24 protein-coding genes are annotated in these 23305 nt (G+C 72.3%); 17 read left to right on the top strand and 7 right to left on the bottom strand.

Features of this window, described 5'->3' with window-relative positions; all coding sequences use genetic code 11:
* Positions 1-12: 12 nt before the first annotated feature.
* Positions 13-966 (bottom strand): RNA polymerase sigma factor SigJ, encoded by a 954-nt coding sequence (gene sigJ / locus ACWDD7_RS19130; protein WP_450458179.1) that lies wholly within the window; start codon positions 964-966, stop codon positions 13-15.
* A gap of 146 nt (positions 967-1112) precedes the next feature.
* Between sigJ and ACWDD7_RS19135 the strand changes: the two genes are divergently transcribed.
* Complete coding sequence (locus tag ACWDD7_RS19135) at positions 1113-1574, top strand: nuclear transport factor 2 family protein (protein ID WP_351876732.1); 462 nt, start codon at positions 1113-1115, stop codon at positions 1572-1574.
* A gap of 24 nt (positions 1575-1598) precedes the next feature.
* Here the strand turns inward: ACWDD7_RS19135 and ACWDD7_RS19140 are convergent, their stop codons facing one another.
* Positions 1599-2315: a hypothetical protein gene (locus ACWDD7_RS19140; protein WP_450458180.1), complete on the bottom strand. Its 717-nt coding sequence runs from the start codon at positions 2313-2315 to the stop codon at positions 1599-1601.
* Positions 2316-2501: 186 nt separating this feature from the next.
* Here ACWDD7_RS19140 and ACWDD7_RS19145 point away from each other — a divergent pair, with 186 nt between their 5' ends.
* The 3 genes from ACWDD7_RS19145 (at position 2502) to ACWDD7_RS19155 (ending at position 5010) form a co-directional block, all read left to right on the top strand.
* Positions 2502-3038 carry a DUF6232 family protein gene (locus ACWDD7_RS19145; protein ID WP_450458181.1) on the top strand — a complete coding sequence of 179 codons (537 nt, stop codon included), beginning with the start codon at positions 2502-2504 and terminating at the stop codon, positions 3036-3038.
* Between the two features lie 100 nt (positions 3039-3138).
* Entirely contained in the window at positions 3139-4413 is a 1275-nt protein-coding gene (locus ACWDD7_RS19150) for an APC family permease (RefSeq protein ID WP_351876735.1), read from the top strand.
* Between the two features lie 69 nt (positions 4414-4482).
* The gene (locus tag ACWDD7_RS19155) at positions 4483-5010 is read left to right on the top strand and encodes an N-acetyltransferase family protein (protein WP_450458182.1); all 528 of its coding nucleotides are present in this window, start codon (positions 4483-4485) and stop codon (positions 5008-5010) included.
* A gap of 85 nt (positions 5011-5095) precedes the next feature.
* Here the strand turns inward: ACWDD7_RS19155 and ACWDD7_RS19160 are convergent, their stop codons facing one another.
* Entirely contained in the window at positions 5096-5980 is an 885-nt protein-coding gene (locus ACWDD7_RS19160; protein WP_450458183.1) for an NAD-dependent protein deacetylase, read from the bottom strand.
* A 318-nt stretch (positions 5981-6298) separates the two neighbouring features.
* Between ACWDD7_RS19160 and ACWDD7_RS19165 the strand changes: the two genes are divergently transcribed.
* The 3 genes from ACWDD7_RS19165 to ACWDD7_RS19175 all read left to right on the top strand — a co-directional run bounded on the left by ACWDD7_RS19165 (position 6299) and on the right by ACWDD7_RS19175 (position 10719).
* Positions 6299-7948, top strand: coding sequence for a PucR family transcriptional regulator (locus ACWDD7_RS19165; RefSeq protein WP_450458184.1), 1650 nt, complete (start codon positions 6299-6301; stop codon positions 7946-7948).
* A 248-nt stretch (positions 7949-8196) separates the two neighbouring features.
* A complete protein-coding gene (locus ACWDD7_RS19170) occupies positions 8197-9501 on the top strand; it encodes a type III PLP-dependent enzyme domain-containing protein (RefSeq protein ID WP_392216603.1) in 1305 nt (434 codons plus the stop codon).
* A gap of 486 nt (positions 9502-9987) precedes the next feature.
* Positions 9988-10719 carry a hypothetical protein gene (locus ACWDD7_RS19175; protein ID WP_450458185.1) on the top strand — a complete coding sequence of 244 codons (732 nt, stop codon included), beginning with the start codon at positions 9988-9990 and terminating at the stop codon, positions 10717-10719.
* 108 nt (positions 10720-10827) lie between these two features.
* Here ACWDD7_RS19175 and ACWDD7_RS19180 read toward each other — a convergent pair whose 3' ends face one another.
* Complete coding sequence (locus tag ACWDD7_RS19180; protein ID WP_450458186.1) at positions 10828-11484, bottom strand: helix-turn-helix domain-containing protein; 657 nt, start codon at positions 11482-11484, stop codon at positions 10828-10830.
* 99 nt (positions 11485-11583) lie between these two features.
* Here ACWDD7_RS19180 and ACWDD7_RS19185 point away from each other — a divergent pair, with 99 nt between their 5' ends.
* Positions 11584-12390: an IclR family transcriptional regulator gene (locus tag ACWDD7_RS19185; protein ID WP_351876742.1), complete on the top strand. Its 807-nt coding sequence runs from the start codon at positions 11584-11586 to the stop codon at positions 12388-12390.
* Between the two features lie 246 nt (positions 12391-12636).
* On the opposite strand, the gene ACWDD7_RS19190 is transcribed toward ACWDD7_RS19185, so the two are convergent.
* Together ACWDD7_RS19190 and ACWDD7_RS19195 are read right to left on the bottom strand one after the other, a co-directional pair.
* Positions 12637-13584 carry a 3-carboxyethylcatechol 2,3-dioxygenase gene (locus ACWDD7_RS19190; RefSeq protein WP_450458187.1) on the bottom strand — a complete coding sequence of 316 codons (948 nt, stop codon included), beginning with the start codon at positions 13582-13584 and terminating at the stop codon, positions 12637-12639.
* Complete coding sequence (locus tag ACWDD7_RS19195; protein ID WP_450458188.1) at positions 13581-14579, bottom strand: zinc-binding dehydrogenase; 999 nt, start codon at positions 14577-14579, stop codon at positions 13581-13583. Before ACWDD7_RS19195 ends, ACWDD7_RS19190 begins: the two co-directional genes overlap by 4 nt.
* A gap of 101 nt (positions 14580-14680) precedes the next feature.
* On the opposite strand from ACWDD7_RS19195, the gene ACWDD7_RS19200 reads away from it, so the two are divergent.
* From ACWDD7_RS19200 to ACWDD7_RS19240, 9 genes are all read left to right on the top strand, one after another.
* Entirely contained in the window at positions 14681-16042 is a 1362-nt protein-coding gene (locus ACWDD7_RS19200; protein WP_351876745.1) for an SRPBCC family protein, read from the top strand.
* Positions 16039-16374, top strand: a complete 336-nt coding sequence (locus ACWDD7_RS19205; RefSeq protein ID WP_351876746.1) for a non-heme iron oxygenase ferredoxin subunit — start codon at positions 16039-16041, stop codon at positions 16372-16374. Before ACWDD7_RS19200 ends, ACWDD7_RS19205 begins: the two co-directional genes overlap by 4 nt.
* Positions 16371-17591 carry an NAD(P)/FAD-dependent oxidoreductase gene (locus ACWDD7_RS19210; RefSeq protein ID WP_351876747.1) on the top strand — a complete coding sequence of 407 codons (1221 nt, stop codon included), beginning with the start codon at positions 16371-16373 and terminating at the stop codon, positions 17589-17591. Before ACWDD7_RS19205 ends, ACWDD7_RS19210 begins: the two co-directional genes overlap by 4 nt.
* Before the next feature lie 60 nt (positions 17592-17651).
* Positions 17652-18224: an aromatic-ring-hydroxylating dioxygenase subunit beta gene (locus ACWDD7_RS19215; protein ID WP_351876748.1), complete on the top strand. Its 573-nt coding sequence runs from the start codon at positions 17652-17654 to the stop codon at positions 18222-18224.
* A 47-nt stretch (positions 18225-18271) separates the two neighbouring features.
* On the top strand, positions 18272-19132 hold the full coding sequence (locus tag ACWDD7_RS19220; RefSeq protein WP_351876749.1) for an alpha/beta fold hydrolase: 861 nt from the start codon (positions 18272-18274) through the stop codon (positions 19130-19132).
* Complete coding sequence (gene hcaB / locus ACWDD7_RS19225; protein WP_450458189.1) at positions 19129-19965, top strand: 3-(cis-5,6-dihydroxycyclohexa-1,3-dien-1-yl)propanoate dehydrogenase; 837 nt, start codon at positions 19129-19131, stop codon at positions 19963-19965. The genes ACWDD7_RS19220 and hcaB overlap by 4 nt, the downstream gene beginning before the upstream one ends.
* A 19-nt stretch (positions 19966-19984) precedes the next feature.
* On the top strand, positions 19985-21568 hold the full coding sequence (locus ACWDD7_RS19230; protein ID WP_450458190.1) for an acyl-CoA synthetase: 1584 nt from the start codon (positions 19985-19987) through the stop codon (positions 21566-21568).
* 1 nt (position 21569) lies between these two features.
* The gene (locus ACWDD7_RS19235) at positions 21570-22025 is read left to right on the top strand and encodes a hypothetical protein (RefSeq protein ID WP_351876752.1); all 456 of its coding nucleotides are present in this window, start codon (positions 21570-21572) and stop codon (positions 22023-22025) included.
* Positions 22026-22104: 79 nt separating this feature from the next.
* Positions 22105-22377 (top strand): hypothetical protein, encoded by a 273-nt coding sequence (locus ACWDD7_RS19240; RefSeq protein WP_450458191.1) that lies wholly within the window; start codon positions 22105-22107, stop codon positions 22375-22377.
* A gap of 58 nt (positions 22378-22435) precedes the next feature.
* Here ACWDD7_RS19240 and ACWDD7_RS19245 read toward each other — a convergent pair whose 3' ends face one another.
* Positions 22436-23212, bottom strand: a complete 777-nt coding sequence (locus tag ACWDD7_RS19245) for an IclR family transcriptional regulator (RefSeq protein WP_450458192.1) — start codon at positions 23210-23212, stop codon at positions 22436-22438.
* Between the last annotated feature and the right edge of the window lie 93 nt (positions 23213-23305).

Genomic DNA, 23305 nt, shown 5'->3' on the forward strand with positions numbered 1-23305 from the left:
TTCGGACGGCGTTCAGACCGCCTCCTGGCCACCGCCGCCCCTCCACGAGCGCAGCTTGTCGGGATTGCGGACGGCCCAGACGGATCGGATCCGGTCGTCCACGACATCGAACGCGAACACCGCGACGGTCGCCCCTTCCCACTGTGCCATCAGCCCGGGGCGCCCGTTGACCCTCCGTTCCAGGATGATCAGGTTGGCCGGTGTCCTTCCGGCGAGGGTGGCCAGGTAGCGCGCGATCCGCGGGCCGCCCTCGATCGGGTGGAGCGCGGCCCTGGCCAGACCGCCGCCGTCCGCGGTGAACGTGGCGTCGGGGTCGAGGAGTCCGACGAGCGCGTCGATGTCCCGGGCCTCCCACGCCTGTCTGAAGTCCCTCACGAGAACGGCCTGCCGGGCCGCCGGAGCCTCGGCCGGCCGCAGGGCGCGGACGCGACGGCGGGCCGAGGAGGCCAGCTGACGGCACGCCGGCGCGGTGCGGCCGGTGATCTCGGCGATCTCGGCGAAGGAGTGGCGGAAGACGTCGTGCAGGATGAGCGCGACGCGCTGGGCCGGGGTCATCGATTCGAGCGCGACGAGGAAGGCCATGCCGACCGACTCGTCCATGGTGACCCGGTCGGCCGGGTCGGTGGCGGTGCCCGTCGGCGCACCGACCCACGCGGTCCGCTCGGGCAGCGGCTCCGGAATCCATTCGCCCACATAGCGCTCGCGGCGGGCCCGCGCCGAGCCGAGCAGGTCCAGGCAGACACGGGTGGCGACGGTCGTCAGCCAGGCGCCGGGCGACTCGATCGCGTCCCGCTGCGGCCGGGACATGGTGTACCAGCGGGCGTACGTCTCCTGGACCGCGTCCTCGGCCTCGGCCAGGGAACCGAGGAGCCGGTAGGCGAGACCGATCAGCTGGCCCCGTTCGCTGATGACCACGCGGAGATCCGTGTCGTAGCGCTCGTGTTCCGGTCCTGAAGGCTGGGTCATGGTTTCGCCGGGCTTCCTGGTCGGGGCTGCCGTCATGAGTACGACGGAACAGCGGGCCGGAATGTCACGCGGCGCCACGTGACATTCCGGCGGGCTGTCTCGTCGTACTGCTCGGAGGCTCGCCCGACCCGGGGGAGCCGAGCGAGATGGGGGAGACCATGAGGGACCTTGAGGCCATCGCCGACCGGGTCGAGATCGCGGCGCTGTGCGGGGAGTACACCGATGCGGTGATGACGCGGGACTACGACCGTCTCGCGTCGTTGTTCACCGAGGACGCGGTGTGCCGCATACCCGAGGCCGACGTGGAGTTGAGCGGCCGCGAGCAGATCCGTGCCGGGGTCGCGCGGATGCAGGCACAGTGGGAGTTCTTCGTGCAGAACACCCACCCCGGCGCGATCCGGCTGGACGGTGACACGGCGTCCGGCCGTGCCTACATCCAGGAACTGGGGCGCATGCGGGACGGCATGTCGGCGGTCAACTACGCCTTGTACCACGACCGCTACCGCCGTACCCCCGACGGCTGGAAGTTCGCGGAACGCGCCTACGAGATCCGCTACGTCGACACCACGCCGCTGGCCGGGGGCCCGTGGTCGAGCGACTCGGTCTGATCCGGAACACGTCGCGGACGGGGGTCACCCCGGCCCCTCGCGGAAGGGCGTGGACGGATGGACCGTCTCCCGCCGGCCGGTACCCAGGCGCGCCGGTACGACGCTCTCCGCGGGGCCGGGACCGCCTGAGCCGCCGCTGAGCGGCGAACCCCACGCGGGGTCGTGCCACACGCTCCCCGCCGCGTGTTCCAGCAGGTGCTCTGCCGTGACCGGGGCGATGTCCCGCGGGACTCCTGCCGCGATCAGAGCGGATCGGAGCCTCGCCGGTGCCTCGTCCGGCAGGGGGTGCCCGGCCAGCAGGGGAAGCAGCAGCAGGAGACGGGCAGCCGGGTCCCGGACGCCCTCGGCCACGGAACCCGGACCGTCGACGACGCGGACGAGTTCGTGCCACGTCAGGGTGTCCCCCTCCAACTCCCCGCACCAGCTCGCGATGTGCCGGGTGATGCGCCGGTCCGGGTGGACGAGGAGGTAATCGACTCCGTAGTCTCCGACGAGGTTGCGATAGATCACCACGGCCTCGTACCCGCCCTCGATCGGCAACCGGAACACCGGCCACCGCCCGGGGTCCATGAGCACCTCGGACATGGCGTCGACATCGGCACCGTCATCGCCGAACCACTCCGGCTCGCCGCCCGCCTCACGGCAGCACGGGCCCCACAAGTGGTTCGCCCAGAAGCCCGGACGGGTCACCAGCGGCTCGCCGGCGACCAGGGGCTCGTCGTCGTATCCCTCGATCAGCACCCCACAAGCCTGCCACCTGCCGTCGGCGGGGCCGCGGTCCCCTCCGCCTGCCGACGTCTCGCACCCGGCCGGGCACGGGATACCGCACGGGGTCGCATGTGCCGTCAACAACCCCTTCACAAAGGCGAGTTGACGATGTCTCATGGTCCCACGTGGTCACGGACTCGCATGACGTACGGGGGACCTGTGGAGACGAAAGGGACCTTGGGGCCGCTGCCGATGCCGCCGGTGCCGCCCTCCGGCGAGAACGTCGAACTTCGGGTCAGCAAGCGGCTGCTCTGGATAGGAGAGGCGGCCTATCCGGTGCGCAACCTCGTGCGGGTCTACACCGCGGAGTTCAAGCCCAAACGCTGGGAGGCGTTCTGGCAGTTCGTGATCGGGGGCGTCATCGGGTCCTGGGCGGCGTACGCGGTGCCGCAGACGCGGTTCGTGGGCATCGTCGTGGTGATCGGGTTGTTCTTGCGCTTCCTGAAGGTGTTCATGGCGCCGAGCAGATACGCGCTCGCCGTCGACACCTCCGGCGCGGCGAGCGCGCTGGTGACGCTGCCGGACAGGGAACAGCTCCGGAAGCTCGTCGAAGCCATCGTGGAGGCCGTGGAGAACCCGGACAAGGAACTCCATGTGCGGGTGGAAAGCGTCCAGTTCAACCGCAGGGAGTACCACCAGGGCGACCAGGTCAACATGTACGGCGGTCTGGGCAACACGGGAATCCTGAAGAAGTGAGCTCCCCCGTGCCCGCCGTCGGCGGTCGGACCGGTTCACGTATCGTCTCCCGATGTCGGAGCACGTGACAAGGGCGGATACGCCACCGGGGAAGTGGGCCATGAGCAAGCCATCGACCGCCGCGGGCGCACCGGACGAACTGCGCCGCCGGCTCGGGGTCTTCGACGCCGTGGTGATCGGCCTGGGATCGATGATCGGCGCCGGGATCTTCGCCGCCCTCGCCCCCGCCGCGCGGTCCGCCGGCTCCGGACTGCTGGTCGGGCTGGCGCTCGCCGCCGTGGTCGCGTACTGCAACGCCACGTCCTCCGCCCGGCTCGCCGCCCGCTACCCGGCCTCGGGCGGCACCTACGTCTACGGCCGCGAACGCCTCGGCGACTTCTGGGGCTACCTCGCCGGGTGGTCCTTCGTGGTCGGCAAGACCGCCTCCTGCGCGGCCATGGCGCTCACCGTCGGTTCGTACGTGTGGCCGGGCCAGGCCCACGCCGTGGCGGTGGCCGCCGTGGTGGCGCTGACCGCCGTGAACTACGCCGGGGTGCAGAAGTCCGCGCTGCTGACCCGCGCCGTCGTGGCGGTGGTCCTGGCGGTTCTCGCCGCCGTGGTGGTCGCCACCCTGACCTCCGGCGCCGCGGAGGCGGCCCGGCTGGACGTCGGCTCGGACGCCACCGCCGGGGGCGTCCTCCAGGCCGCGGGCCTCCTGTTCTTCGCGTTCGCCGGCTACGCCCGCATCGCCACGCTCGGCGAGGAGGTGCGAGACCCCACCCGCACCATCCCCCGGGCCATCCCGCTCGCTCTCGGCATCACCCTGGTCGTCTACGGCGCCGTCGCCGTCGCGGTCCTGACCGTCCTCGGTCCCACGGGACTGGCACAGGCGGCGGCGCCGCTGTCGGACGCGGTCCGGGCGGCGGGCGCCGCCTGGCTGGCCCCGGTCGTACGGGCCGGAGCCGCCGTGGCCGCGCTCGGCTCACTCCTCGCGCTGATCCTGGGTGTCTCCCGCACCACCCTGGCCATGGCACGGGACCGCCACCTGCCCCACGCCCTGGCCGCCGTCCACCCGCGCTTCAAGGTGCCGCACCGGGCCGAACTGCTGGTCGGTGCCGTGGTCGCGGTCCTGGCCGCGACGGCGGACGTGCGCGGCGCGATCGGCTTCTCCTCCTTCGGCGTGCTCGCCTACTACGCCATCGCCAATGCCTCCGCCTGGACCCTCACCCCGGCCGAGGGCCGACCCAACCGGCTGATCCCCGCCCTCGGACTGACGGGCTGCCTGGCACTGGCCTTCGCCCTCCCGTCCTCCTCGATCGTCACGGGGGCGGCGGTGCTGGCCTTCGGCGCCGCCGTCCACGGAATCCGGCGCGCCGTGACCGCCCGCACCCCGTAGCGCGTACGACATCGAGAAGGGGACTCTCCCTCATCCGGCTACGATCAGCGCATGGTAGGGGTGCGTTCCATGCGCGAAGGAGACATCCAGGGTGTTTCGGCAGTGCGGGTGACCGGCTGGAAAGCCGCCTACCCGGGCATGGTGCCGCAGGACTATCTGGACGCGCTCACGGTGGCGGAAGACGCCCGCGTACGACGTGACATGTTCGAACGGGGCGCGGGCACGGCGGTGAATCTCGTCGCCGAAGAAGACGGCGCCGTCGTCGGCTGGGCAGCGCTCGGTCCTTCCCGGGAGGACGACCGGGCACCCCAGGACGGCGAACTCCTCGCCCTTTACGCGGCTCCCGACCGCCTCGGCACCGGAATCGGCACGGCGCTGATGCGGCACGTACTCGCCGCCGCCCGCGAACGGTCGTTTCTCAGGCTCGTGTTGTGGGTGATCGCCGACAACGCACGGGCGCGTCGCTTCTACGAGCGGAGCGGTTTCGCACCGGACGGCGGAACCTCGGACTGGTCGGTGAACGGCGTTCGGGTCCCCGAAGTCCGCTACAGCAGGGACCTGCTGCCCCTGCCGAACGCGTCTCGCGAACGCGCCTGAGGCGCCCGAGCCGGACGGGGCCGGGATCGTGGGATCGTCGCGGAGCCGGACGACCCGGACCGGCTCGTCGCCCGCCGCGCTCGGCTCAGGCGATGCCGAGGCGCTCGGTCAGTTCGGTGAGCGCCCGGCCGAGCGGCAGCGCCACGTGCGCGTGCGCGAGGTCGTCGGCGCGTGTCGGGCCGAGGTTGATGACGGAGACGGGCTTGCCGTCCTTCGCGGCACGCCGCACGAACCGCAACCCCGACAGGACGGCCAGTGACGAGCCGAGCACGAGCAGCGAGTCGGCGGCGTCGACCAGATCGAAGCAGTGCCGGGTACGGGGCTCGGGCACGTTCTCACCGAAGAACACGACGTAGGGCTTGAGCACGCCACCGCACCGGTCGCACGGCACGACGCGGAACGTGCGGACGATGTCGTCGGGCAGTTCCACGTCGCCGTCGGGGTTCACCCGGAGCGCGGCGTCCTGCGCGGCGAGGAACTCGCCGTTGGCGGCGAACAGCCTGGCATCGAGTTCGTCGCGGGTACCGATCGTCCCGCAGCCGAGGCAGACGACGCGGTCCAGGCTGCCGTGCAGGGCGACGGCGTCCGTCGTCCCGGCGGCCTGGTGCAGCCCGTCCACGTTCTGCGTGATCACGGCGTCCACGTACCCGCCGACGCGCAACGCCTGCACGGCGTGGTGCCCGGCGTTGGGCCGGGCTTCGGCGATGGCGCGTCGCCCGACGTAGCCGCGGGCCCAGTAACGGCGCCGGTTCTCCTCGTCCGCGACGAAGTCCTGGTACGTCATGGGGGAGTGCCGCCGGTGCCGCCCGCTCGCACCTCGGTAGTCGGGGATGCCGGACTCGGTGGAGATTCCGGCCCCGGTCAGGACCGCGACCCCGCCGGCGGCCAGCTGCCCGGCGATCTCGTCCATCCCGCCGGCCGGGCGTATACCGCTGTCGGGTACGGGGCCGACGAGCGGACGCATGCGCATGTCCGCAGCTTAGGGCGCTTCCGGGCGCATCGCGTACCCGAAACGGGTCAGCCCGATCCGCACAGGGGCCGCCCGGCACGCTGATCGAGAAGCCGCGGGCGCGCCCGAGCCCCGGGACCTCATGGGGGACGCCGGCATCGTGGCGCTCGCACACCTCCTGCCCGACGACGCCGACGGCCGGCAGCCCAGGCAGGCCCCGGACCGGCATTCCCCGCCTTCCGTGTCGTTATCCGGTCGCCCTCGCCCGGACGCCTCGCGTCGGTCCCGCGGCTCCTCCTACACTCACCGTGGCGCGACGCGCCGGGGGAGGGGGGCCGGGTGGTGCTGGACGGAACGGCCGGGCGCGAGGGCGCCGCGGCGGCGGGCCCGACGCTGGAGGGACTGCTGTCGGTCATGGGAGCGGGTGCGCTGGAACCCTGCGTGGCTCCGCGCGGCCTGGGGGTCGCGGTCGAGGGGGTCGCGGTGCTGGACCCCCTGGAGCCGGGGCCGCCGCGGGGGCAGGTGCTGCTGGCCGTGGGCATCGACCCGCAGTCGGCCGCCGCCGTCGAGGCCGTGCGCGAGGCCGCCGGATCGGGAGCGGCCGCGGTGGTCTTCGGTCCGGGAAGGTCGGGGCGGCCCCCGGACGCGCTGCGGGCGGCGGCGGAGGACGCCGGCACCGCGGTGCTGTTCCGGACGGCGTGGTGCGGCTGGACCGAGTTGGTCGGCGCGCTGCGGGCCGGTCTGGTCCTGTCCGGGGCCCCGGCCGACCCGGCCCTGGCGGCCTTGGCGCCCGGTGACATGAACGGGCTGGCCGACGCGGTGGCGGTCCTGGTCGGTGGCGCGGTGACGATCGAGGACGTGGAGTCCCGGGTCCTCGCGTACTCGTCGACCAAGGAGGACGTGGACGAGCTGCGCCGACTGACGATCCTCGGCCGCCGGGTCCCCGAGTGGCGTGTGGCGGCCATGCGGGAGGCCGGGTTCTTCCGGGCGTTATGGGGTTCGGGGGACGTCATCCACCGGCCGGCTCACGGGGAGAATCCCGAACGCCTGGTGGTGGCCGTCCGGGCGGGTGGGGAGATCCTGGGCTCCATCTGGGTGGCGGCCGCGGGGGGAGACCTCCCGCCGCACGCCTCCGACGCCCTGCGCTCGGCGGCGCGGGTGGCCGCCGCGCATCTCCTCCATCACCGCTCGCACCGTACGCAGGCCCGGCTGGTCGAGGACGCGGCCCGCGCGCTGCTCGACGGACGGGGTTCCGCCGGCGTGCTGGCCGAGCGCACCGGGATCCCGGCGCACGGACACTGCGCCGTCCTGGCCGTACGCCCCGGAGCGTCCTGCAAGGGGGAGGAGACCGGAAGGCTGTGCGCGCTGCTGACGGTGCGCTGCGGCGTGTACGACCTGACGCCCGTGGTGGTGCCGGTCGATCAGGGGGCCCTGGTCCTGGTGAGCGCGCTGCACCAGGACAGGCGGTCGGCCGTCGACCAGGTCGCACGTCTGGGGGCGTCACTGGTGCGGCAGGTGGCCGACGTGTTCGGGCCGGAGGCGAGAATCGGCCTGGGCACCGTGGTCGACGGCCTGGCGGACCTGCCCGAGTCCCGCCGGTCGGCGGACCTGGCGCTGCGGGCCCTGCGCTCGGCGGGCGAGCGGCGCACCGTCGCCTTCGCGAGCGAGGTGGCCGAGACGATCGCCCTGAACGAGATGCTGGACAGGCTCGCGGAGTGTGCCCTGGCCCCGGAGACACCGGTGGCACGCCTGGTGGCGTTCGACGCCGGCCACGGCGGGGGAACCCTGGTGCGGACCCTGCGGGCCTACCTCGACCACTTCGGTCATGTACCGGACACCGCACGGGCGTTGGGAGTGCACGCCAACAGCCTGCGGCACCGGATCAGCCGGCTCACCGAGGTGTCCGGGCTCGACCTGCGCAGTCCGGACGCCCGCCTCCTCGCCCAGGTGCAACTGCGCCTCCTCGACCACGCCGACCGGGAGCGTTGAGCACCTGCGCGCGGGAGCGCGACGGCCGGGGAGCGCGCGAGCAGTTGGGCGCCGCCACGAAGGAGGGGCGGCTTCTTCGTACCCGGGCACGAAGGCGGCCGGGTCACGTCCGCGGTGGTGCTCCACGGTGAGAACCGCGCGCCGGAACACCGGGACTCCCGACGAAGACACCCGCACCGCCCCGACGGGAGTCTGGTGACCGGTCCCACGGCAACCGTGGGCGGTGAGAACTCGGCTCGGGAGGGCGCATGATGAGTGGTTCCGACAGGACCGGCCGGCGGGAGCGGATTCTGCGGGCGGCCGTACAGCAGGGGCTGCTGGAGCCCGAGACGGCCGTACTGGCCGGGTTCGTCGACCTCGACGGCGTCAACGAGACCGTCACCTCCTTGCGGAGCGCGTTCCCCGACCGCCTCCGCGTCCTGCACGCGTTCGCGGCCAAGGCGAACTGCCTGGTCCCCGTGCTGGAGGAACTGCGGCTCAGCGGCATGGGCTGCGAGGTGGCCAGTGCCGGCGAGCTCGCCCAGGCGCTGGCGGCGGGCTTCGAGCCCGCGCAGATCGTGTTCGACTCCCCGGCCAAGACCCGGGCCGAACTGGCGCGGGCGCTGAGCCTGGGCGTCGCGGTGAACGCGGACAGCTTCCAGGAACTCGCGCGGCTGGACGAGCTCCTGGCGAGCCGCCGCACCGGCTCGCGGATCGGCGTGCGCGTCAACCCCCAGGTCGGCGCCGGCTCGATCGGCGCCATGAGCACGGCCACCGCGACCTCGAAGTTCGGCATCCCCCTCGACGACGAGGGCAACCGGCGACGACTGCTCCAGGCGTACCGGGACCGTCCCTGGCTCACCTGGGTGCACACGCACGTCGGCTCGCAGGGCTGCCCCCTCGGTCTCATGGCCCAGGGCGTCGCCAAGGCGGTGGAGTTCGCCGAGGAGATCAACGCCCACCTCGGCCGACGACAGGTCACCGGCATCGACATCGGGGGAGGACTCCCGGTGAACTTCGACAGCGACGAGACGACCCCCGGCTTCGACACCTATGTGGACCACCTGCGTGAGCACGCGCCGGCCCTGTTCTCGGGCGCGTACGAGATCGTCACCGAGTTCGGCCGCTCCGTGCTGGCCAAGAACGGGTTCACCGCGGCGTACGTCGAGTACACCAAGACCGTCGGAGGACGTCCCATCGCGATCACCCACGCCGGCGCACAGGTCGCCACGCGGACGGTGTTCGCCCCCGACGCGTGGCCCCTGCGGATCGAGGCCCATGATCCCCGCGGCCGGGCCAAGCGCGGCCGGGCCGTGCCGCAGGACATCGCGGGCCCGTGCTGCTTCGCCGGCGACCTGCTGGCACGCGACCGTGCGCTGCCCCTCCTCGACGTCGGCGACCTCGTCGTCGTACCGGACACCGGCGCGTACTACTTCTCCACGCCCTTCCACTACAACAGCCTGCCCGAACCCGCCGTGCACGGCGCCCGCGTCGACGCCGACGGCCGGGTCACCTTCCGGCTGCTCCGCCCCGCACAGGCCGTCCACCCGGCTCCGGCCCCGGTCCTCGCCTGAGTCCGGTGGGCCGGGCCGCCGGACTGCCAGGTGGCCCGGTGGCCGGTGGCCGGTGGCCCGGAGAAGAACACAACGCCAAGGAAGGCAGGTGCAACCGCCATGAAAGTACGGCGCGCCCGCTCAGGGTGCTCCACGGAGAACGCCGCGTCCCCCGGACGACGGGTGGCCCTCGGGCGCCGGCTGTCCGCCACGGGGACGTGCTGTGGCCGCACGGCTCGTGCGGCCGCGCGGTGGATCTCACGACACCGGCGCATCGCGGCCGACCAGTTCCTCCGGGGCGCGTGCTACGGGGCGGGCACGGCCGTCGTGGGACTGCTGGCGGTATGGGCACAGACCCGCTGACGGCAAGAAGCCCCGGGCCACCGGTCTGGGGCACCTGCCGGGAGATTCGTGCCCATCTCCGGCGGCCGGCCGGGTAACTCGCGCGACAGCTTCCGCGCCGCCCCGTAGATTCGCTCCCCGTAGCCGGAACGGGAAGGGGAGGGCATGGTCGGTCGTGTGTTCTTGGTCGGTGGGGGCTGGGATCTCGCCGAGGTCTACGAGCCGTTCGTGCGCGCGGTGGCCGGGGAACGGCGCATCGGGTGCCTGATCGTCGACGAGGGCGACGGAGGCGCGCAGTTCGAGCGGTACGCGCGGGCGCTGCGGAAGGCGGCCGGACCGGCGTGTGTGCCGGTGCCGCTGTTGATACCGCTCGGTGGGCGGTTCGAGCCCGAGTCCGCGCTGGCCGGGATCGACGGGTTGCTGGTGTGCGGTGGGCTCACGCCGGCGTACCAGGAGGCTTTCGCGGGTTGCCTGGAGCGGCTGCCACGGATGCTGGCCGCGCGCGGGATTCCGTACGCCGGTTTCTCCGCGGGCGCCGCCGTCGCGGCGCGGCGGGCCGTGGTCGGCGGCTGGCTGGTGGACGGGGTCCCGGTGTGCCCGGAGGAGACCGGGGAGGACCTGACGGAGGTCGAGGTACGGGCCGGTCTTGGGCTGGTGCCGTTCGCCGTGGACGTGCACGCCGCACAGTGGGGGACGCTGCCCCGGCTGGTCGCCGCGGTCGGCCGGGGAGACGTGCCGTACGGGGTCGCGGTGGACGAGAACACCCTTCTCTCGGTGGCCGACGGAAAGGCCGGGGTGACGGGGGCCGGGCGCGTGCACGTCGTACGGCCGGACGAGAAGGGCGACGGGGGCGTGGTCGTGCGGGCGTACGGCGCCGGGGACGAGTTCGGGGTGTAGCGCGGTCGGCCGCGCCTACGACAACGCCGGGACGTGCCTGGGCCGCACCGTGATCGGGCTGGACCGGACCGGCACGCCCGCCGGCGAGTACTCCCTGCCGCACAGGGCTCAGCCTTCCTCGGCGACGCCACGGGTCACGGCGGGGCCCATGCGGCGCGTCTGCGGGTAGGTGGTGACCATATGGGCGGTGACCGTCTCGCTGAGGCAGACGACCCGGTGCGGAACGTCGCCCGGGAACCTGACGAAATCCCCGGCGGAGAGGTCCACGGGTTCGTTGAGGGGGCCGATGCGCAGCCTGCCGGTGATGACGTAGACGTGGTGGAGCGTGCCCTGGGCGTGGGGTTCCACCGTCTTCGGCTCGGCTTGGCCGCGCTCGATGCGCATCACCATAGTGCGCACGTAGCCGGACCCGTAGGTCTCGTCGAGGAGGCGCTCGGACCAGTGCTGGCCCTGCGCCCACTCGCCCTCGCCCCGGCGCAGGACGTAGACCGGCGTGCCCCACTCGGTCAGCAGCCGGCGGGCGGGCATGTCCAGGGCCGACCCGAGCTGGGCGAGCGTCTCGACCGTCGGGTTCCCCGCCCCCTGCTCGATCTTCGAGAGCGTCTGTTTGGACAGGCCCGAGCGGCGGGCCAGATCCCCGAGCGACATCGCTCTCTCCAGCCGGAACCGCCGGACGTTGCGGGCCACGAGCTGGTTCTCGTGCGCGAGGTCGTCACTTTTAATAGACACTTCGTCATTATTGACGAACAGACGCACTCTTCGCATCCTGTGTTGCGTAGAAGTTTCCGAACTGCCTACTCCAGTTTTCCGAACCGACTGCTCACGTAGACGCAGCATCCTCGAAGCCGAGGTGAACGACCGACCATGACCACTGCCGCCGCGAGCGCGGTCCGGGACGACCGCGCGGCCGTCGACAAGGCCATCAGCCTCCTGGTCGCTTTCGGCGACCGGGCGAGCAGCGGAGTGGGGGTCAGCGAACTCGCTCGGCGCGCGCAACTGAGCAAGTCGACCGCACACCGCGTCCTCGGCGTTCTGGAGCGCAACGGAGTCGTCGAACGTGTCGGCACCGGCTACCGGCTGGGCGAGCGCCTGCACCACCTGGGCCGGTCGGTGTACGCGCCGGGGTCCGAAAGCGTCCGCGACGCGCTCCTGCCCTTCCTCAGCGACCTCTTCGAGGCGACCCGCCGGACCGTGCACCTCGCCGTGCTGCACGGGACCGACGTGGTCTACCTCGCGAAGCTCTACGGGCACCACGCGACCCCTGTGCCCTCCCGGATCGGCGGGCGGCGTCCCGCCCACGCGACCGCGGTGGGGAAGGTGCTGCTCGCCTACCAGCCCGACGTGGCGAGCCGGCTCGCCGATATGCCGTTGCAGCGCTTCACGGACCGGACGATCACCGGCCACGGTGCGCTGGCGGCCGAACTGAGCCGGATCCGACACGACGGCGTCGCCTACGACGACGAGGAGAGCCGTATCGGCCTGAACTGCGTCGCCGCGCCCGTGCTGGGGCCGGGGGGACGCGCGGTGGCCGCCCTGTCGGTCTCCGGTACGCGGGCACGGATCGACACCCGACGCCTGAGCCCCGACGTGCGCCGCATCGCGGCAGAGGCGTCCCGCGCCTGGACGCTGGCCTGTGCACGGCCCCGGCGGGGAACAACCGTGACTTTCTGAGCCCTCGCCCCGGCCGCCGGCCCCTTGACGCCCGGCGCGATCCGGGCGACGGCGTGGACGGCGAAGACGGGGGAGCCTCGCGCCTCGCCCAGGGCCCACACGCCACCGCCGAGCGTGTCGCCCGGCCTTCGGCCGCGTCAGCCGTGACGTGGGCACGGCTGACGCGGCCGAAGAGAACCGGCGCGCGGCGCATGGGCCGCGGACGGCGCGGTAGTCAGCGGCCCGGAGAGGCCGAGGCGGAGCCCGTCATCGGGCGGTCTCCGCCTCGGCGGTCGCCACCGCGAACCCGGCGATCCATTCGGGGATCGGGGCGTAGAAGCGCGAGGTCATCCGGTAGGAGCCGGTGGCGCCGAGGGACGCGAAGGCCGCGATCCAGGTCCGTACCTCGTGCGCGGAGCCGCCACCCTCGCTGCCCATCCACGCCACGCTCCAGTCGTCGACGTCACTGAGCCGGCCGCTTTCGAGCGTGTCGAGGACGAGGTTGTCCCAGGCCGGGTTGATGGGGATCATCGTGGTCGATCCGGCCGCGTAGTCGCGCCCCGCCTGGATGACGCGCTGCTCGCCCTTCGCCCGCTGCTCCGGGGTGGGCGGGTGCCCCTCGATGAGGGCGTCGGCGACGCGTGGCGGAGCACCCTCCAGCACCGGGACCGGCGGGTCGTGGGACAGGCCGCCGGAACCGAGGAAGAGCACACGCCGGTCGAGCGTGGCCGCGGCCTCGCCGAGCGCGGTGCCCAGCGCCCGGACACGGCTGACCGGCCCGAGGGGCGTCGCCACGCCGTTCACGAACACGGGCACGACGGGAACCTTGTCGATGCCACCGAACAGCACCTCCATCGGCTGGACGAAACCGTGGTCCACGGTCATGCGGGCCGAGACCGTCAGGTCGATCCCGCGGTCGAGGACGCCGCGCGCGAGGGCGCGGGCGGCTTCCGTGTCCACCGAGACGGGGCCGGCGGCGGAACCGAAGTCGCCGACCGCGTGGGCGTCCGTCGCCAGGCAGAAGGGCGGCATCTCCTTGTAGAAGAACCCGTTGTAGTGGTCGGGGGCGTACAGGACGACCAACTCGGGGTCGAAGTCACGGACGAAGGCACGCGCCGACTCGACAGCCTGCTCGACGGCCGCCAGAACTTCGGGCGCCGGATCGTTCTTGCCGATGAGGGGGGAGTGGGACAGGCCGACGGCGGCGGCGGTCATCGCGATGCTCCTGACGGGTCGGAACCGGACGGGTGGATGACGAGCTTGCCGGTCAGGCGCCCGTCGATCATGAGTTGGAAGCCCTTGTGGATCTCGCTCAGCGGCAGCGTGCGGTCGATCACCGGGCGCACTCCGGTGGCGTCCATGAGCTTGAGCAGGGACACCAGCTCACCGCGGGTGCACCCGGTCGAGCCGAGGACGCGCTGTTGCAGATAGAAGATGCGGCCCAGATCGGCGGGCGGGTTCATGCCGCTGGTCGCTCCGGCGATCACGACGGTGCCCCCGGGCCGCAGCGCCTTGAGCGAGTGCGACCAGGTGGCCTCGCCCACGGTCTCGATCACCACGTCCACCCGCTCCGGCAGCCGTTCACCGGTCGGTACCGCCGCACGGACACCCCAGGAACGCGCCTGCTCGCGTTTCTCCTCGCTGCGGCTGGTGGCGTACACGACGGCGCCCGCGGCGACCGCCAGCTTGATGGCCGCCGAGGCGACACCGCCGCCGGCACCCTGCACCAGCACCCGGTCACCGGCGGTGACGCGCGCCTGGGTGAACAGCATGCGGTAGGCCGTGCCCCAGGCGACGGGCAGGCACGCGGCCTCGTCGAAGGACAGCCAGGCCGGCTTGGGGATCAGGTTCCGCGTGGGAACGGAGAGGTATTCGGCGAAGGCGCCGTCGTGCTGCTCGGACAGCAGGGCGCGGCCCGGATCGAGCGTCTCGTCGCCCAGACCCGCGTCCGAGTCGGCTATCACCGGGTGGACGAGGACCTCGTCGCCGTTCTCGTCGATGCCCGCGGCGTCGCAGCCGAGGACGATGGGCAGTCGCTCCGGCGGGTGGCCGACGCCGCGCAGCGTCCACAGGTCGTGCATGTTCAGCGACGACGAGACGACACGGACTCTCGACCAGCCGGGCCGCGACTCGGGCTGGGGGACATCACCCAGGACGAGCCCGGCGAGCGGGTCGTTCGCGCTCTGGGAGACGGCGGTTGCAGCAAGCATGCGAGCACGCTCACCCGCCGGCGTGTCCCGCCGACAGCGCGTGTCCCGCAGAGCGGAACGACGGATGGCCGCCCGTCGCGCCGCTGCTGTTGCCTTGCCGCATGACCTCGACGATCGAACCCCAGGGCGCGGCCACACCGGCCCCGCGAGGGACCCTGCGGCGCCCGGCAGACCTGGCGCGGAACATCGACGTCTCCGGGCTCGTGGACACCGAGGGCGGACTGCTCGACCGCGTGATCTTCACCGACCAGCAGCTCTACCGACAGGAACTGCGCCGCGTCTTCGCGCCGAGCTGGCTGTTCCTCGCGCACACCGACCAGTTCCACAAGCCGGGCGACTTCTTCACCACGTACATGGGCGAGGACCCGGTCATCGTCACCCTCGACCGGGACCGGCGCGTCCGCGCCTACCTGAACTCCTGCCGCCACCGCGGTGCGCGCGTGTGCCGCGCGGAGTCCGGCACCACCCGCAACTTCACCTGCACCTATCACGGCTGGTCCTTCAACCTCGACGGATCCTTGGCGAGCGTGCCGAACAAGGACGGCTACACCGAGGACTTCTCCGCCGACCAATGGGGGCTGGTGGAGGTGCCCCACGTGGAGAGCTACCACGGGCTGATCTTCGGCACCTGGAACCCCCACCCCGTCCCCCTGCGGGAATCGCTCGGCGACATGGCCTGGTACATGGACGCGATGCTCGATCACGACGAGCAGGGCACCGTCGTGGTGGGCGGGGTCCACAAATGGGTGCTGGAAGGCAACTGGAAGCTGGCGGCCGAACAGTTCGGCACGGACTGGTACCACGTGAACATGAGCCATGCCTCGGCTCTCATGGTGCTCGCGCCCTCCGGCAAGAAGCCCAAGGACGAGGTCGTGCACCGCACGGGCCGCCAGTACTCGGACGGCAACGGAAACGGTGCGGGCTTCCCGGTCCACCCCAAGAACCGCTTCGACGCCCGGACCGTGCACGAGTGGATGGACTACGACGCGCTGCGCGCCCGCCTCGGCGAGGCCCGCGTCGAGGGACCGCTGACCAACGGACACGCCACCGTCTTCCCCAACTTCTCCTACCTGCCGGTCAACGGCTCGATCCGCGTCTGGCACCCCAAGGGGCCCGACCGGATGGAGGTGTGGGCCTGGACGATCGTCGACAAGTCGATGCCCCCGGAGGTACGGGAGGCGCAGCGCCTGTACAACCTGCGCACCTTCGGCCCCAGCGGCATCTTCGAGCAGGACGACGGTGAGAACTGGAGCGAGGTGCAGGCCATCTCGCACGGCTTCATCACCAACGGCGTCGCGCTGAACTACCAGATGGGCCTCGGCTCCGAACGCGAGGACGGCCGCTACCCGGGCACGACCAGCGAGCTGTACAGCGATGCCGCGGGCCGGGCCTTCTACGGACGCTGGCGAGAACTGATGAACACCCCGGCCTGGCACGAGGCCCGCCATGAGGAGCACAAATGAGTGACGGTATCCGCGTCGCGTCCCTGGACGACATCCCCCAGGGCGAGGGCATCGCGATCGACAAGGCGATCACCGGCACCCAGGACGACATCGCCCTGCTGCGCGACACCGACGACACGGTCTACGCGCTGAACGACACCTGCACCCACGAAACGGCCTCACTGGCCCAGGGCTGGGTGGAGGAAGGCTTCGTGGAGTGCCCGCTGCACTCCAGCAAGTTCTGCCTCAGGAGCGGAGAGGTGCAGGGGCTTCCGGCGACGAGGAACGCCTGCCCGCACCGCGTCGAGGTCCGCGACGGCGAGGTCTACCTGTTCCCGGGTGAGGCCCCGTGAGCACCGGTGTCGTGATAGTGGGCGGTGGTGTCGCCGGTGTGGGCACCGCCGCCGCCCTGCGGTCGCGGGGCTTCGACGGCGACGTCACCCTCGTCGACGGCGGGGAGTTCCCCTACGACCGGCCCCCGCTGTCGAAGGACTTCCTGGCGGGCGCGAAGACCCTGGAGCAGATCGCGCTCCAGCAGCCGTCCTGGTACGACGACCAGCGGATCCGCCTGGTCAACCGCACCACCGTCGTCGCGCTGCGGGCGGCGGAGGGCAAGCTGGAGCTGTCGGACGGCCGCGTGCTCAGCGCCGACCGCGTCGTGCTGGCCACCGGAGCCGGCGCCGCCCGGCCGCCCATCCCGGGTGCCGACAGCCCGCGCGTGCACGTGTTGCGCACGGCCGAGGACGCCGCCCGGCTGCGCGCCGCCCTGGTGCCCGGTGCCCGCGTCCTGGTCGTCGGTGCCGGCCTCATCGGCGCCGAGAGCGCCTCCACCGCCGTACGCCTGGGCTGCGAGGTCACCCTCGTCGACCCCGTGGCCGTCCCGCTCGCCGCCGTCCTCGGGCACGACCTCGCCGACTGGGTGCACGGCCTGCACGCCCGGCACGGCGTCAGGACGGTGCAGACGGTCGTCGAGTCGTTCACCGACCGCGGGGAGGCGGGGATCGAGGCACGCCTGGCCGGGGGAGAGCCGGCGCGCACCTACGACGCGGTCCTGCTGGGAGTCGGCATGGTCCCGCACACCGCCCTCGCCGAGCAGGCCGGCCTGGAAGTCGACCGGGGCATCGTCGTCGACGGCGGTCAGGTGACCTCCAACCCGGCCGTCCTCGCGGTGGGGGACCCGGCACGGACCCGGCTCGCCGACGGCACGCTGCTGCCCCGTGCCGAGCACTGGGAGGCCGCGCAGACGGACGGCGCCCGAGCGGCCGCCACGCTCCTCGGCACGCCGGGGCCCGCCGCCGCGGCGCCCTGGTTCTGGACCGACCGGCACGGACACCACATCGAGGGCGTGGGGCACATGGCGTCCGCGACGCGCACCGTGGTCAGGGGCTCGTTCGACGACCCGTCCTTCGCCGTGTTCGGCCTGGACGACGGGTACGTCGTAGCGGCGGCCGCCGTCGACGACTCCGGGGCGGTCCGCGCGGCCCGCCGAATGATCGACCGCCGTGTCCCGGCAGACGCCGACCAGCTGTCCGACCCGTCCGTCAACCTGCGTGCGCTCCTGCGGAACTGACGTGCCATCAGGCAGATCAGACCGTACCGAGTGCATGCGCAGAAGGGATCGAAGGACCCCGTGAGCACCAGTACCGAACCCACCAGGTCCCGCGCGGGCGCGCGGGCCGACCGCGACACCCACTTCGAGGTCGAGCAGTTCTACTACGAGGAGGCCGACCTCCTCGACGCCGGCCGTTACACCGACTGGCTCGACCTGCTCGCCGACGACCTCGACTACTGGATGCCGACCCGTACCGACCGGCTGCGCCGGCAGCAGGCTCTCTCCGTCGCGGCACGCGGCGAGGCCGCCTTCTACGACGAGACGAGGGAGAGCCTGGCCTGGCGCGTCCGCCGCTTCGACTCCGGCATGGCCTGGGCCGAGGACCCGCCGTCGCGCACCCGGCACCTGGTGACCAACGTGCTGGTCCGGCACATCGACCCGCAGGAGAACGCGGGCTTCACCGAGGACGACCTCCTGGTGCGCTCCGCCTTCCTGGTCTACCGCAACCGTCTGGAGCGCGAGGAGAACGTCTTCGCCGGCGGCCGCACCGACATCCTGCGTCGTACACCGGACGGACTGCGCGTGGCCCGCCGCACCATCCTCCTGGACCAGAGCACCCTCCAGGCGAAGAACATCTCCACCTTCTTCTAGCCCCCTCCCCTCCAGCCCGCCGCTCTCCACTGCCGATGGGAACTTCTGTGACCGACCTCCACCTCAAGCACCACCGCGTGGCCACCTCGCTCGGCGAGATCGCCGTCGCGGAGACCGGGCACGGCCCGGTGCTCGTCATGCTGCACGGCGGCGGCCCCGGCGCCTCCGGCGTCAGCAACTACCACCAGAACCTGCCGGAGCTCGCGCGGCACTTCCGTGTCCTGCTGCCGGACCAGCCCGGCTTCGGCGACAGCTATCGCCCCACCGAGAAGGACCTCGACGAGCGGTCCATCACGGAGATCACCGCGGACGCCCTCTTCCAGGCGCTGGACTCCCTCGGCGTCGACACCTTCCACCTCCTCGGCAACAGCCTCGGCGGCGCCGCCGCCATCGCCATGGCACAGCAGCGCCCCGACCGCGTCACCCGCCTGGTGCTGATGGCCCCCGGCGGCGGCTGGCTGCCCTTCGGCCCGACGCCGACGGAGGGGCAGAAGGAGATGTTCCGCTACTACAACGGCACGGGCCCCAGCGAGAAGAAGATGGGCGCCTTCATCCGCACCATGGTCTTCGACCACAAGCAGTTCGGTGCCGACGTCGTCAAGGCCCGTTACGAGGCCTCCCTCGACGAGAGCCACATCGCCTTCTACCACCTCTCCAACGCGGCCTTCGCCAAGCGCGGCGGGATGGACCCGCTCTGGCGCGACCTGCACAAGATCAAGGCACCCACTCTGCTGCTGTGGGGCCGCGACGACCGCACCATCACGCTCGACGGCGCCCAGCTGATGCTCAAGCAGATCCGGGACGTACAACTCCACGTCTTCGGCCGTTGCGGCCACTGGGTGCAGCTGGAACGCCGGCACGAGTTCGAGCGGCTCGTCACCGGATTCCTCACCGAGGAGGCGTCATGAGCCGCGGCTGGCTGGAGGGGTACTCCGCGCTGATCACCGGCGGCGGCTCCGGCATCGGACGCGCCGTCGCCGAGCGTTTCCTGGCCGAGGGGGCGTCCGTCACCATCGTCGGCCGGGACAAGGAGCGCCTGGACGAGGTCGCCCAGGCCGCCGACGCCCCCGAGCGGCTCCACACCGTCACCGCCGACGTGCGCGACCCCGAGGCGCTGCACCGGGCCGTAGCCGCCACCGTGGAACGCTTCGGCAAGCTCGACACCCTCGTCGCCAACGCGGGTGTCTGGGACTACCAGCGCCAGCTCACCCGCCTGACGGCGAAGGAACTCGACACCGCCTTCGACGAGATCTTCTCCATCAACGTCAAGGGCTACCTGCTGGCGGCCGAAGCGGCCTGGCCCGAACTGGTCAAGACCCGCGGCAGCATCGTCATGACGCTGTCCAACGCCTCCTTCTACGTCAACGGCGGCGGCCCCCTCTACACCGCCAGCAAGCACGCCTGTCTCGGCCTGATGCGCGAACTCGCCTACGAACTGGCCCCCAAGGTCCGCGTCAACGGCGTCGCCTGCGGAGGCATGAACACCGACCTGCGCGGCCCCCGGGCCCTCGACCTCTCGGGGCGCTCCCTGTCGGCGTCGTTCGCGAAGAGGTCCCCGGACGCCCCGCCCCCGCCCATCCCCCTGCACGACTCAAGCACCGACCCGCGCGACTTCACCGGTTCGTACGTCCTGCTGGCCGCACGCGATCAGAGCGGCCCCATCACGGGCCAGGCGATCTCCGTCGACGGCGGCATCGGTGTCCGCGGCTTCGCCACCGCCGCAGGCGGCGACCACCTCTGAGCTCGACGAGGAGCCCACCGTGACCACGCCCCACCCGCACAACTCCGGCCGTGCGGTCGACCTGAACCCGGCCGCGGCCGTCGCCCGCAACGCCCGGTACCACGGCGACACCGTCGTCATCGACTACCCGGGAGGCGACCTGACCTTCCGGCAGCTCGACGACAGATCCGCTCGCCTGGCCACAGTCCTGGCCACCGGCGGTGTCCGCGACGGCGACCGCGTCGCCTATCTCGGCATGAACAGCGCCGCCTTCTTCGTCACCATGCTGGCCGCCTTCCGCCTGGGCGCGCTGTTCGTCCCGGTGAACTTCCGCCTCGCCGACCCCGAACTCGCCCAGGTGCTGGAGAGCAGCGGAGCCAAGGCCATCGTCTGCGAGGAGGACCACCGGGCGGGCGTCGACCGGGTCAAGGCCGGCACCGCCCTCAGCCGGTTCCTGCTCGTCGACGACGACCCCGAGGCGCCTGCCTCACCGGCGGCGGGCTGGGAACCCTGGTCGTCGCTCGTCGCCGGGGCCGAGCCCACCCCCACCATCGTGGCCAAGCAGGCGGATGACCCGGCCGTCCTGATGTTCACCTCGGGCACGACGGGCATGCCCAAGGGCGTCGTGCTGACCCACGGCAACGCCTGGTGGAACTCCGTCAACGTGGAACTCCGTCTGGACACCCGGCGGGGCGACGTCACCTACGCGGCGGCACCGCTGTTCCACATCGGCGCGCTCAACAGCTTCGCGCTGCGCATCCTCACCCGGGGCGGTACCGCGGTCGTACGCAGGAGCTTCGACCCCCAGCAGTGTGCCGACGACCTGGTGCGCCTGAAGGTCAACTCCATGTTCGGCGTACCCCAGATGTTCGCCGCGCTCGCCCGGGTGCCCGGCCTTTTCGACAACGACCTCGGTTCCCTGCGCGCGGTCGTCGTCGCCGGTGCCCCGGTCCCGCCCTCGCTGGTCCGGAGCTACGCCGACCGGGGCCTGCTGCTCCAGCAGGCATGGGGCCTGACCGAGACCGCGCCGTTCGCCACTCACCTTCCGGCCGAGCGCACCCTCGACAAGATCGGCTCGGCGGGCATCCCCATGCCCTACACCCAGGTCCGCGTGGTCGACGCCCTCACCGGGCAGCCCGTCGAGGCCGGCACGCGCGGCGAGATCGTCGTCCGCGGCCCGAACGTGGCGGCCGGCTACTGGAACAACCCCGAGGCGACCGAGGCCGGCTACGACGCCGAGGGGTGGTTCCACTCCGGGGACATCGGCTACCTCGACGACGACGGCTACCTGTATGTCGTCGACCGGCTCAAGGACATGATCATCAGTGGCGGGGAGAACGTGTATCCGGCCGAGGTCGAACACGCGCTCGCCACCATGCCGGGCGTCCTCGACGTCGCCGTCGTCGGTGTCCCCGACCCGCAGTGGGGGGAGACCGTGGCCGCGGTCGTCTCGGTCGCCGAGGGCACCCGTCTCACCCTCGACGCCGTGCGCGAGCACGCCGCCCGGCACCTGGCCCGCTACAAGCTGCCGCGTCGGCTCAAGGTCGTCGAGGACGTGCCGCGCAACGGCTCCGGAAAGCTCGACAAGCCGGCCATCCGGTGTGTCGCGGCCGAGGAGGACTGACGTGCTCCAGGTACCGCCGCTGCCCGACGTCCGCCTGGGCCCGTCCTGGCGGGCAGGGACCGGAAGCCATGGTCGCCGTTTCCGGGACCTGCGCGCGGACGGTGAGGGCGGGGCCGTCGAGGCCCGGGTGGAACGCTGCGCCTGGGGCCGGCTGCGAGACGCGTACCCCGTGGGCCTGCGCGACCTGGAGGTGCGTGTCGGACCATGCGCGGCAGGTGCCCTGGCGGACCTGCTGGCCGAACTCCGCGAGGCGCTCGCCGACGCGGACCCCCTCAGCCGGCGTGTCGTCTTCGCGGTGCCCGTCGACGACCCGGGGCGCATCGCCGCCGCGGAGTCGGCCGGCTTCCGGCGGGTCGTCGACATCGACCTGGACGAGGTCGAACACACGCTGCTGACGTGGGAGCCGGCCTGGGCCACTCGGATCGATCCCGGACTGGACCGGGTTCCGGGAGCGTGACCCCGGAACGCGGGTGGCCGCGGCCACCCGCGTTCCCGCCGTGTGTCGGTTCTCGCCGAGATTCCCCCGGACGAAGTCGATGACCAGCCGGTTGAACCCCTCGGCGTGCTCGATCGTCGCCCAGTGCCCACAGCGGTCACCGCTTCCGCTCCAAGGGCGGGCTGCCCTCGCCGAGGCGGAGGCGGCGGAGGCGGCGGAGGCCGCGGAGATCGACCGGATCATCGAACGGGTGCGGCGGGACGGCCGTGCGCACATGAACCACATGGTCGCCGACTCGTCCGCCGGGTACGGCCCGCGGCTCGCGCAGGCCGTGCCGCTCGGCGAGTCCATCCCCGCGGGCCTGCTCTCCTGACGCCGCGCTGTCCGACCCCGGCGACCGGTCTCCAGGCCCGCCGGGGGCGGCGGGCGGATCAGCGTTGCCGGGCCAGGTCGTCCTCCAGGGCGTGTGCCGCGGCGCCCAAGTCCTTGACCAGGGACTGGAGTCGGTGCGGGTCGTAGCGCACGCTGGGCATCGAGACCGACAGGCCGGCCAGCGTGGTGCCGTCCCGGTCGCGCACCGGTACGCCGATGGCGATCAGACCCCGCTCGGACCGTTCCTTGTTGACGACGAACCCGTTGCGCCGCAGCCGTTCCAGTTCCGTGCGCAGGCGGCCGAGATCGGGCCGGTCGGCCGGACGGTCGCGGTAGCGCTCGGGGGCGTACACCTCCTCCAGCTCCTCGTCGGAGAGGTCGGCGAGCAGGAGCAGCCCCGCCGTGGTGCGGTGCGCCGGGAACACCATGCCCTCCCGGGAGCCGACCCGCAGGGCCTGCCCGCACTCGACGCTGGCGATGAACCGGGCCGTGTCCCCGGTGCGCACGATCAGGTTCGCGGTCTCGTCCAGCAGGCCGACGACCCGTTGCAGGTGCGGCAGGGCCGTCGCGCGCAGCCGCGAGACCAGGGACTGGGAGTGTGCGGCGAGCTCCAGCACCGGTCCCGCGCGGTAGCGGCGGTCGTCGTCCCGCACGGCGAAGTCCCGGTAGACCAGCATCGCGAGGATCCGGTGGGCGGTGGAGCGGGCGACGCCGAGGCGCTCGGCGATCTGCGAGACGGTCGCGCCGCCCTCCATCTGGAGGATGCTCGCGGCCCGCAGCGCGTGGTCCACGCTGGCGATCGGGTAGGGCGGTGGTGTCTTCAACGGCTTGTCCATGGCACGGTCCCCTGATTCTGCCCCGGCGTGGTGCTGATTCTGCTCTCCAGAATCTCCATGTTCTCTCATCAGACACGGAGCACGCTGGTGGCC

This window comes from Streptomyces sp. NPDC001056 (genome assembly GCF_053598955.1).

Bases quoted from the DNA above. Each gene is read 5' to 3' on its own strand.
- sigJ (WP_450458179.1), bottom strand. From the start codon at position 966: ATGACCCAGCCTTCAGGACCGGAACACGAGCGCTACGACACGGATCTC.
- ACWDD7_RS19135 (WP_351876732.1), top strand. From the start codon at position 1,113: ATGGGGGAGACCATGAGGGACCTTGAGGCCATCGCCGACCGGGTCGAG.
- ACWDD7_RS19150 (WP_351876735.1), top strand. From the start codon at position 3,139: ATGAGCAAGCCATCGACCGCCGCGGGCGCACCGGACGAACTGCGCCGC.
- ACWDD7_RS19155 (WP_450458182.1), top strand. From the start codon at position 4,483: ATGCGCGAAGGAGACATCCAGGGTGTTTCGGCAGTGCGGGTGACCGGC.
- ACWDD7_RS19160 (WP_450458183.1), bottom strand. From the start codon at position 5,980: ATGCGCATGCGTCCGCTCGTCGGCCCCGTACCCGACAGCGGTATACGC.
- ACWDD7_RS19170 (WP_392216603.1), top strand. From the start codon at position 8,197: ATGATGAGTGGTTCCGACAGGACCGGCCGGCGGGAGCGGATTCTGCGG.
- ACWDD7_RS19175 (WP_450458185.1), top strand. From the start codon at position 9,988: ATGGTCGGTCGTGTGTTCTTGGTCGGTGGGGGCTGGGATCTCGCCGAG.
- ACWDD7_RS19180 (WP_450458186.1), bottom strand. From the start codon at position 11,484: ATGCGAAGAGTGCGTCTGTTCGTCAATAATGACGAAGTGTCTATTAAA.
- ACWDD7_RS19185 (WP_351876742.1), top strand. From the start codon at position 11,584: ATGACCACTGCCGCCGCGAGCGCGGTCCGGGACGACCGCGCGGCCGTC.
- ACWDD7_RS19190 (WP_450458187.1), bottom strand. From the start codon at position 13,584: ATGACCGCCGCCGCCGTCGGCCTGTCCCACTCCCCCCTCATCGGCAAG.
- ACWDD7_RS19195 (WP_450458188.1), bottom strand. From the start codon at position 14,579: ATGCTTGCTGCAACCGCCGTCTCCCAGAGCGCGAACGACCCGCTCGCC.
- ACWDD7_RS19200 (WP_351876745.1), top strand. From the start codon at position 14,681: ATGACCTCGACGATCGAACCCCAGGGCGCGGCCACACCGGCCCCGCGA.
- ACWDD7_RS19205 (WP_351876746.1), top strand. From the start codon at position 16,039: ATGAGTGACGGTATCCGCGTCGCGTCCCTGGACGACATCCCCCAGGGC.
- hcaB (WP_450458189.1), top strand. From the start codon at position 19,129: ATGAGCCGCGGCTGGCTGGAGGGGTACTCCGCGCTGATCACCGGCGGC.
- ACWDD7_RS19240 (WP_450458191.1), top strand. From the start codon at position 22,105: ATGACCAGCCGGTTGAACCCCTCGGCGTGCTCGATCGTCGCCCAGTGC.
- ACWDD7_RS19245 (WP_450458192.1), bottom strand. From the start codon at position 23,212: ATGGACAAGCCGTTGAAGACACCACCGCCCTACCCGATCGCCAGCGTG.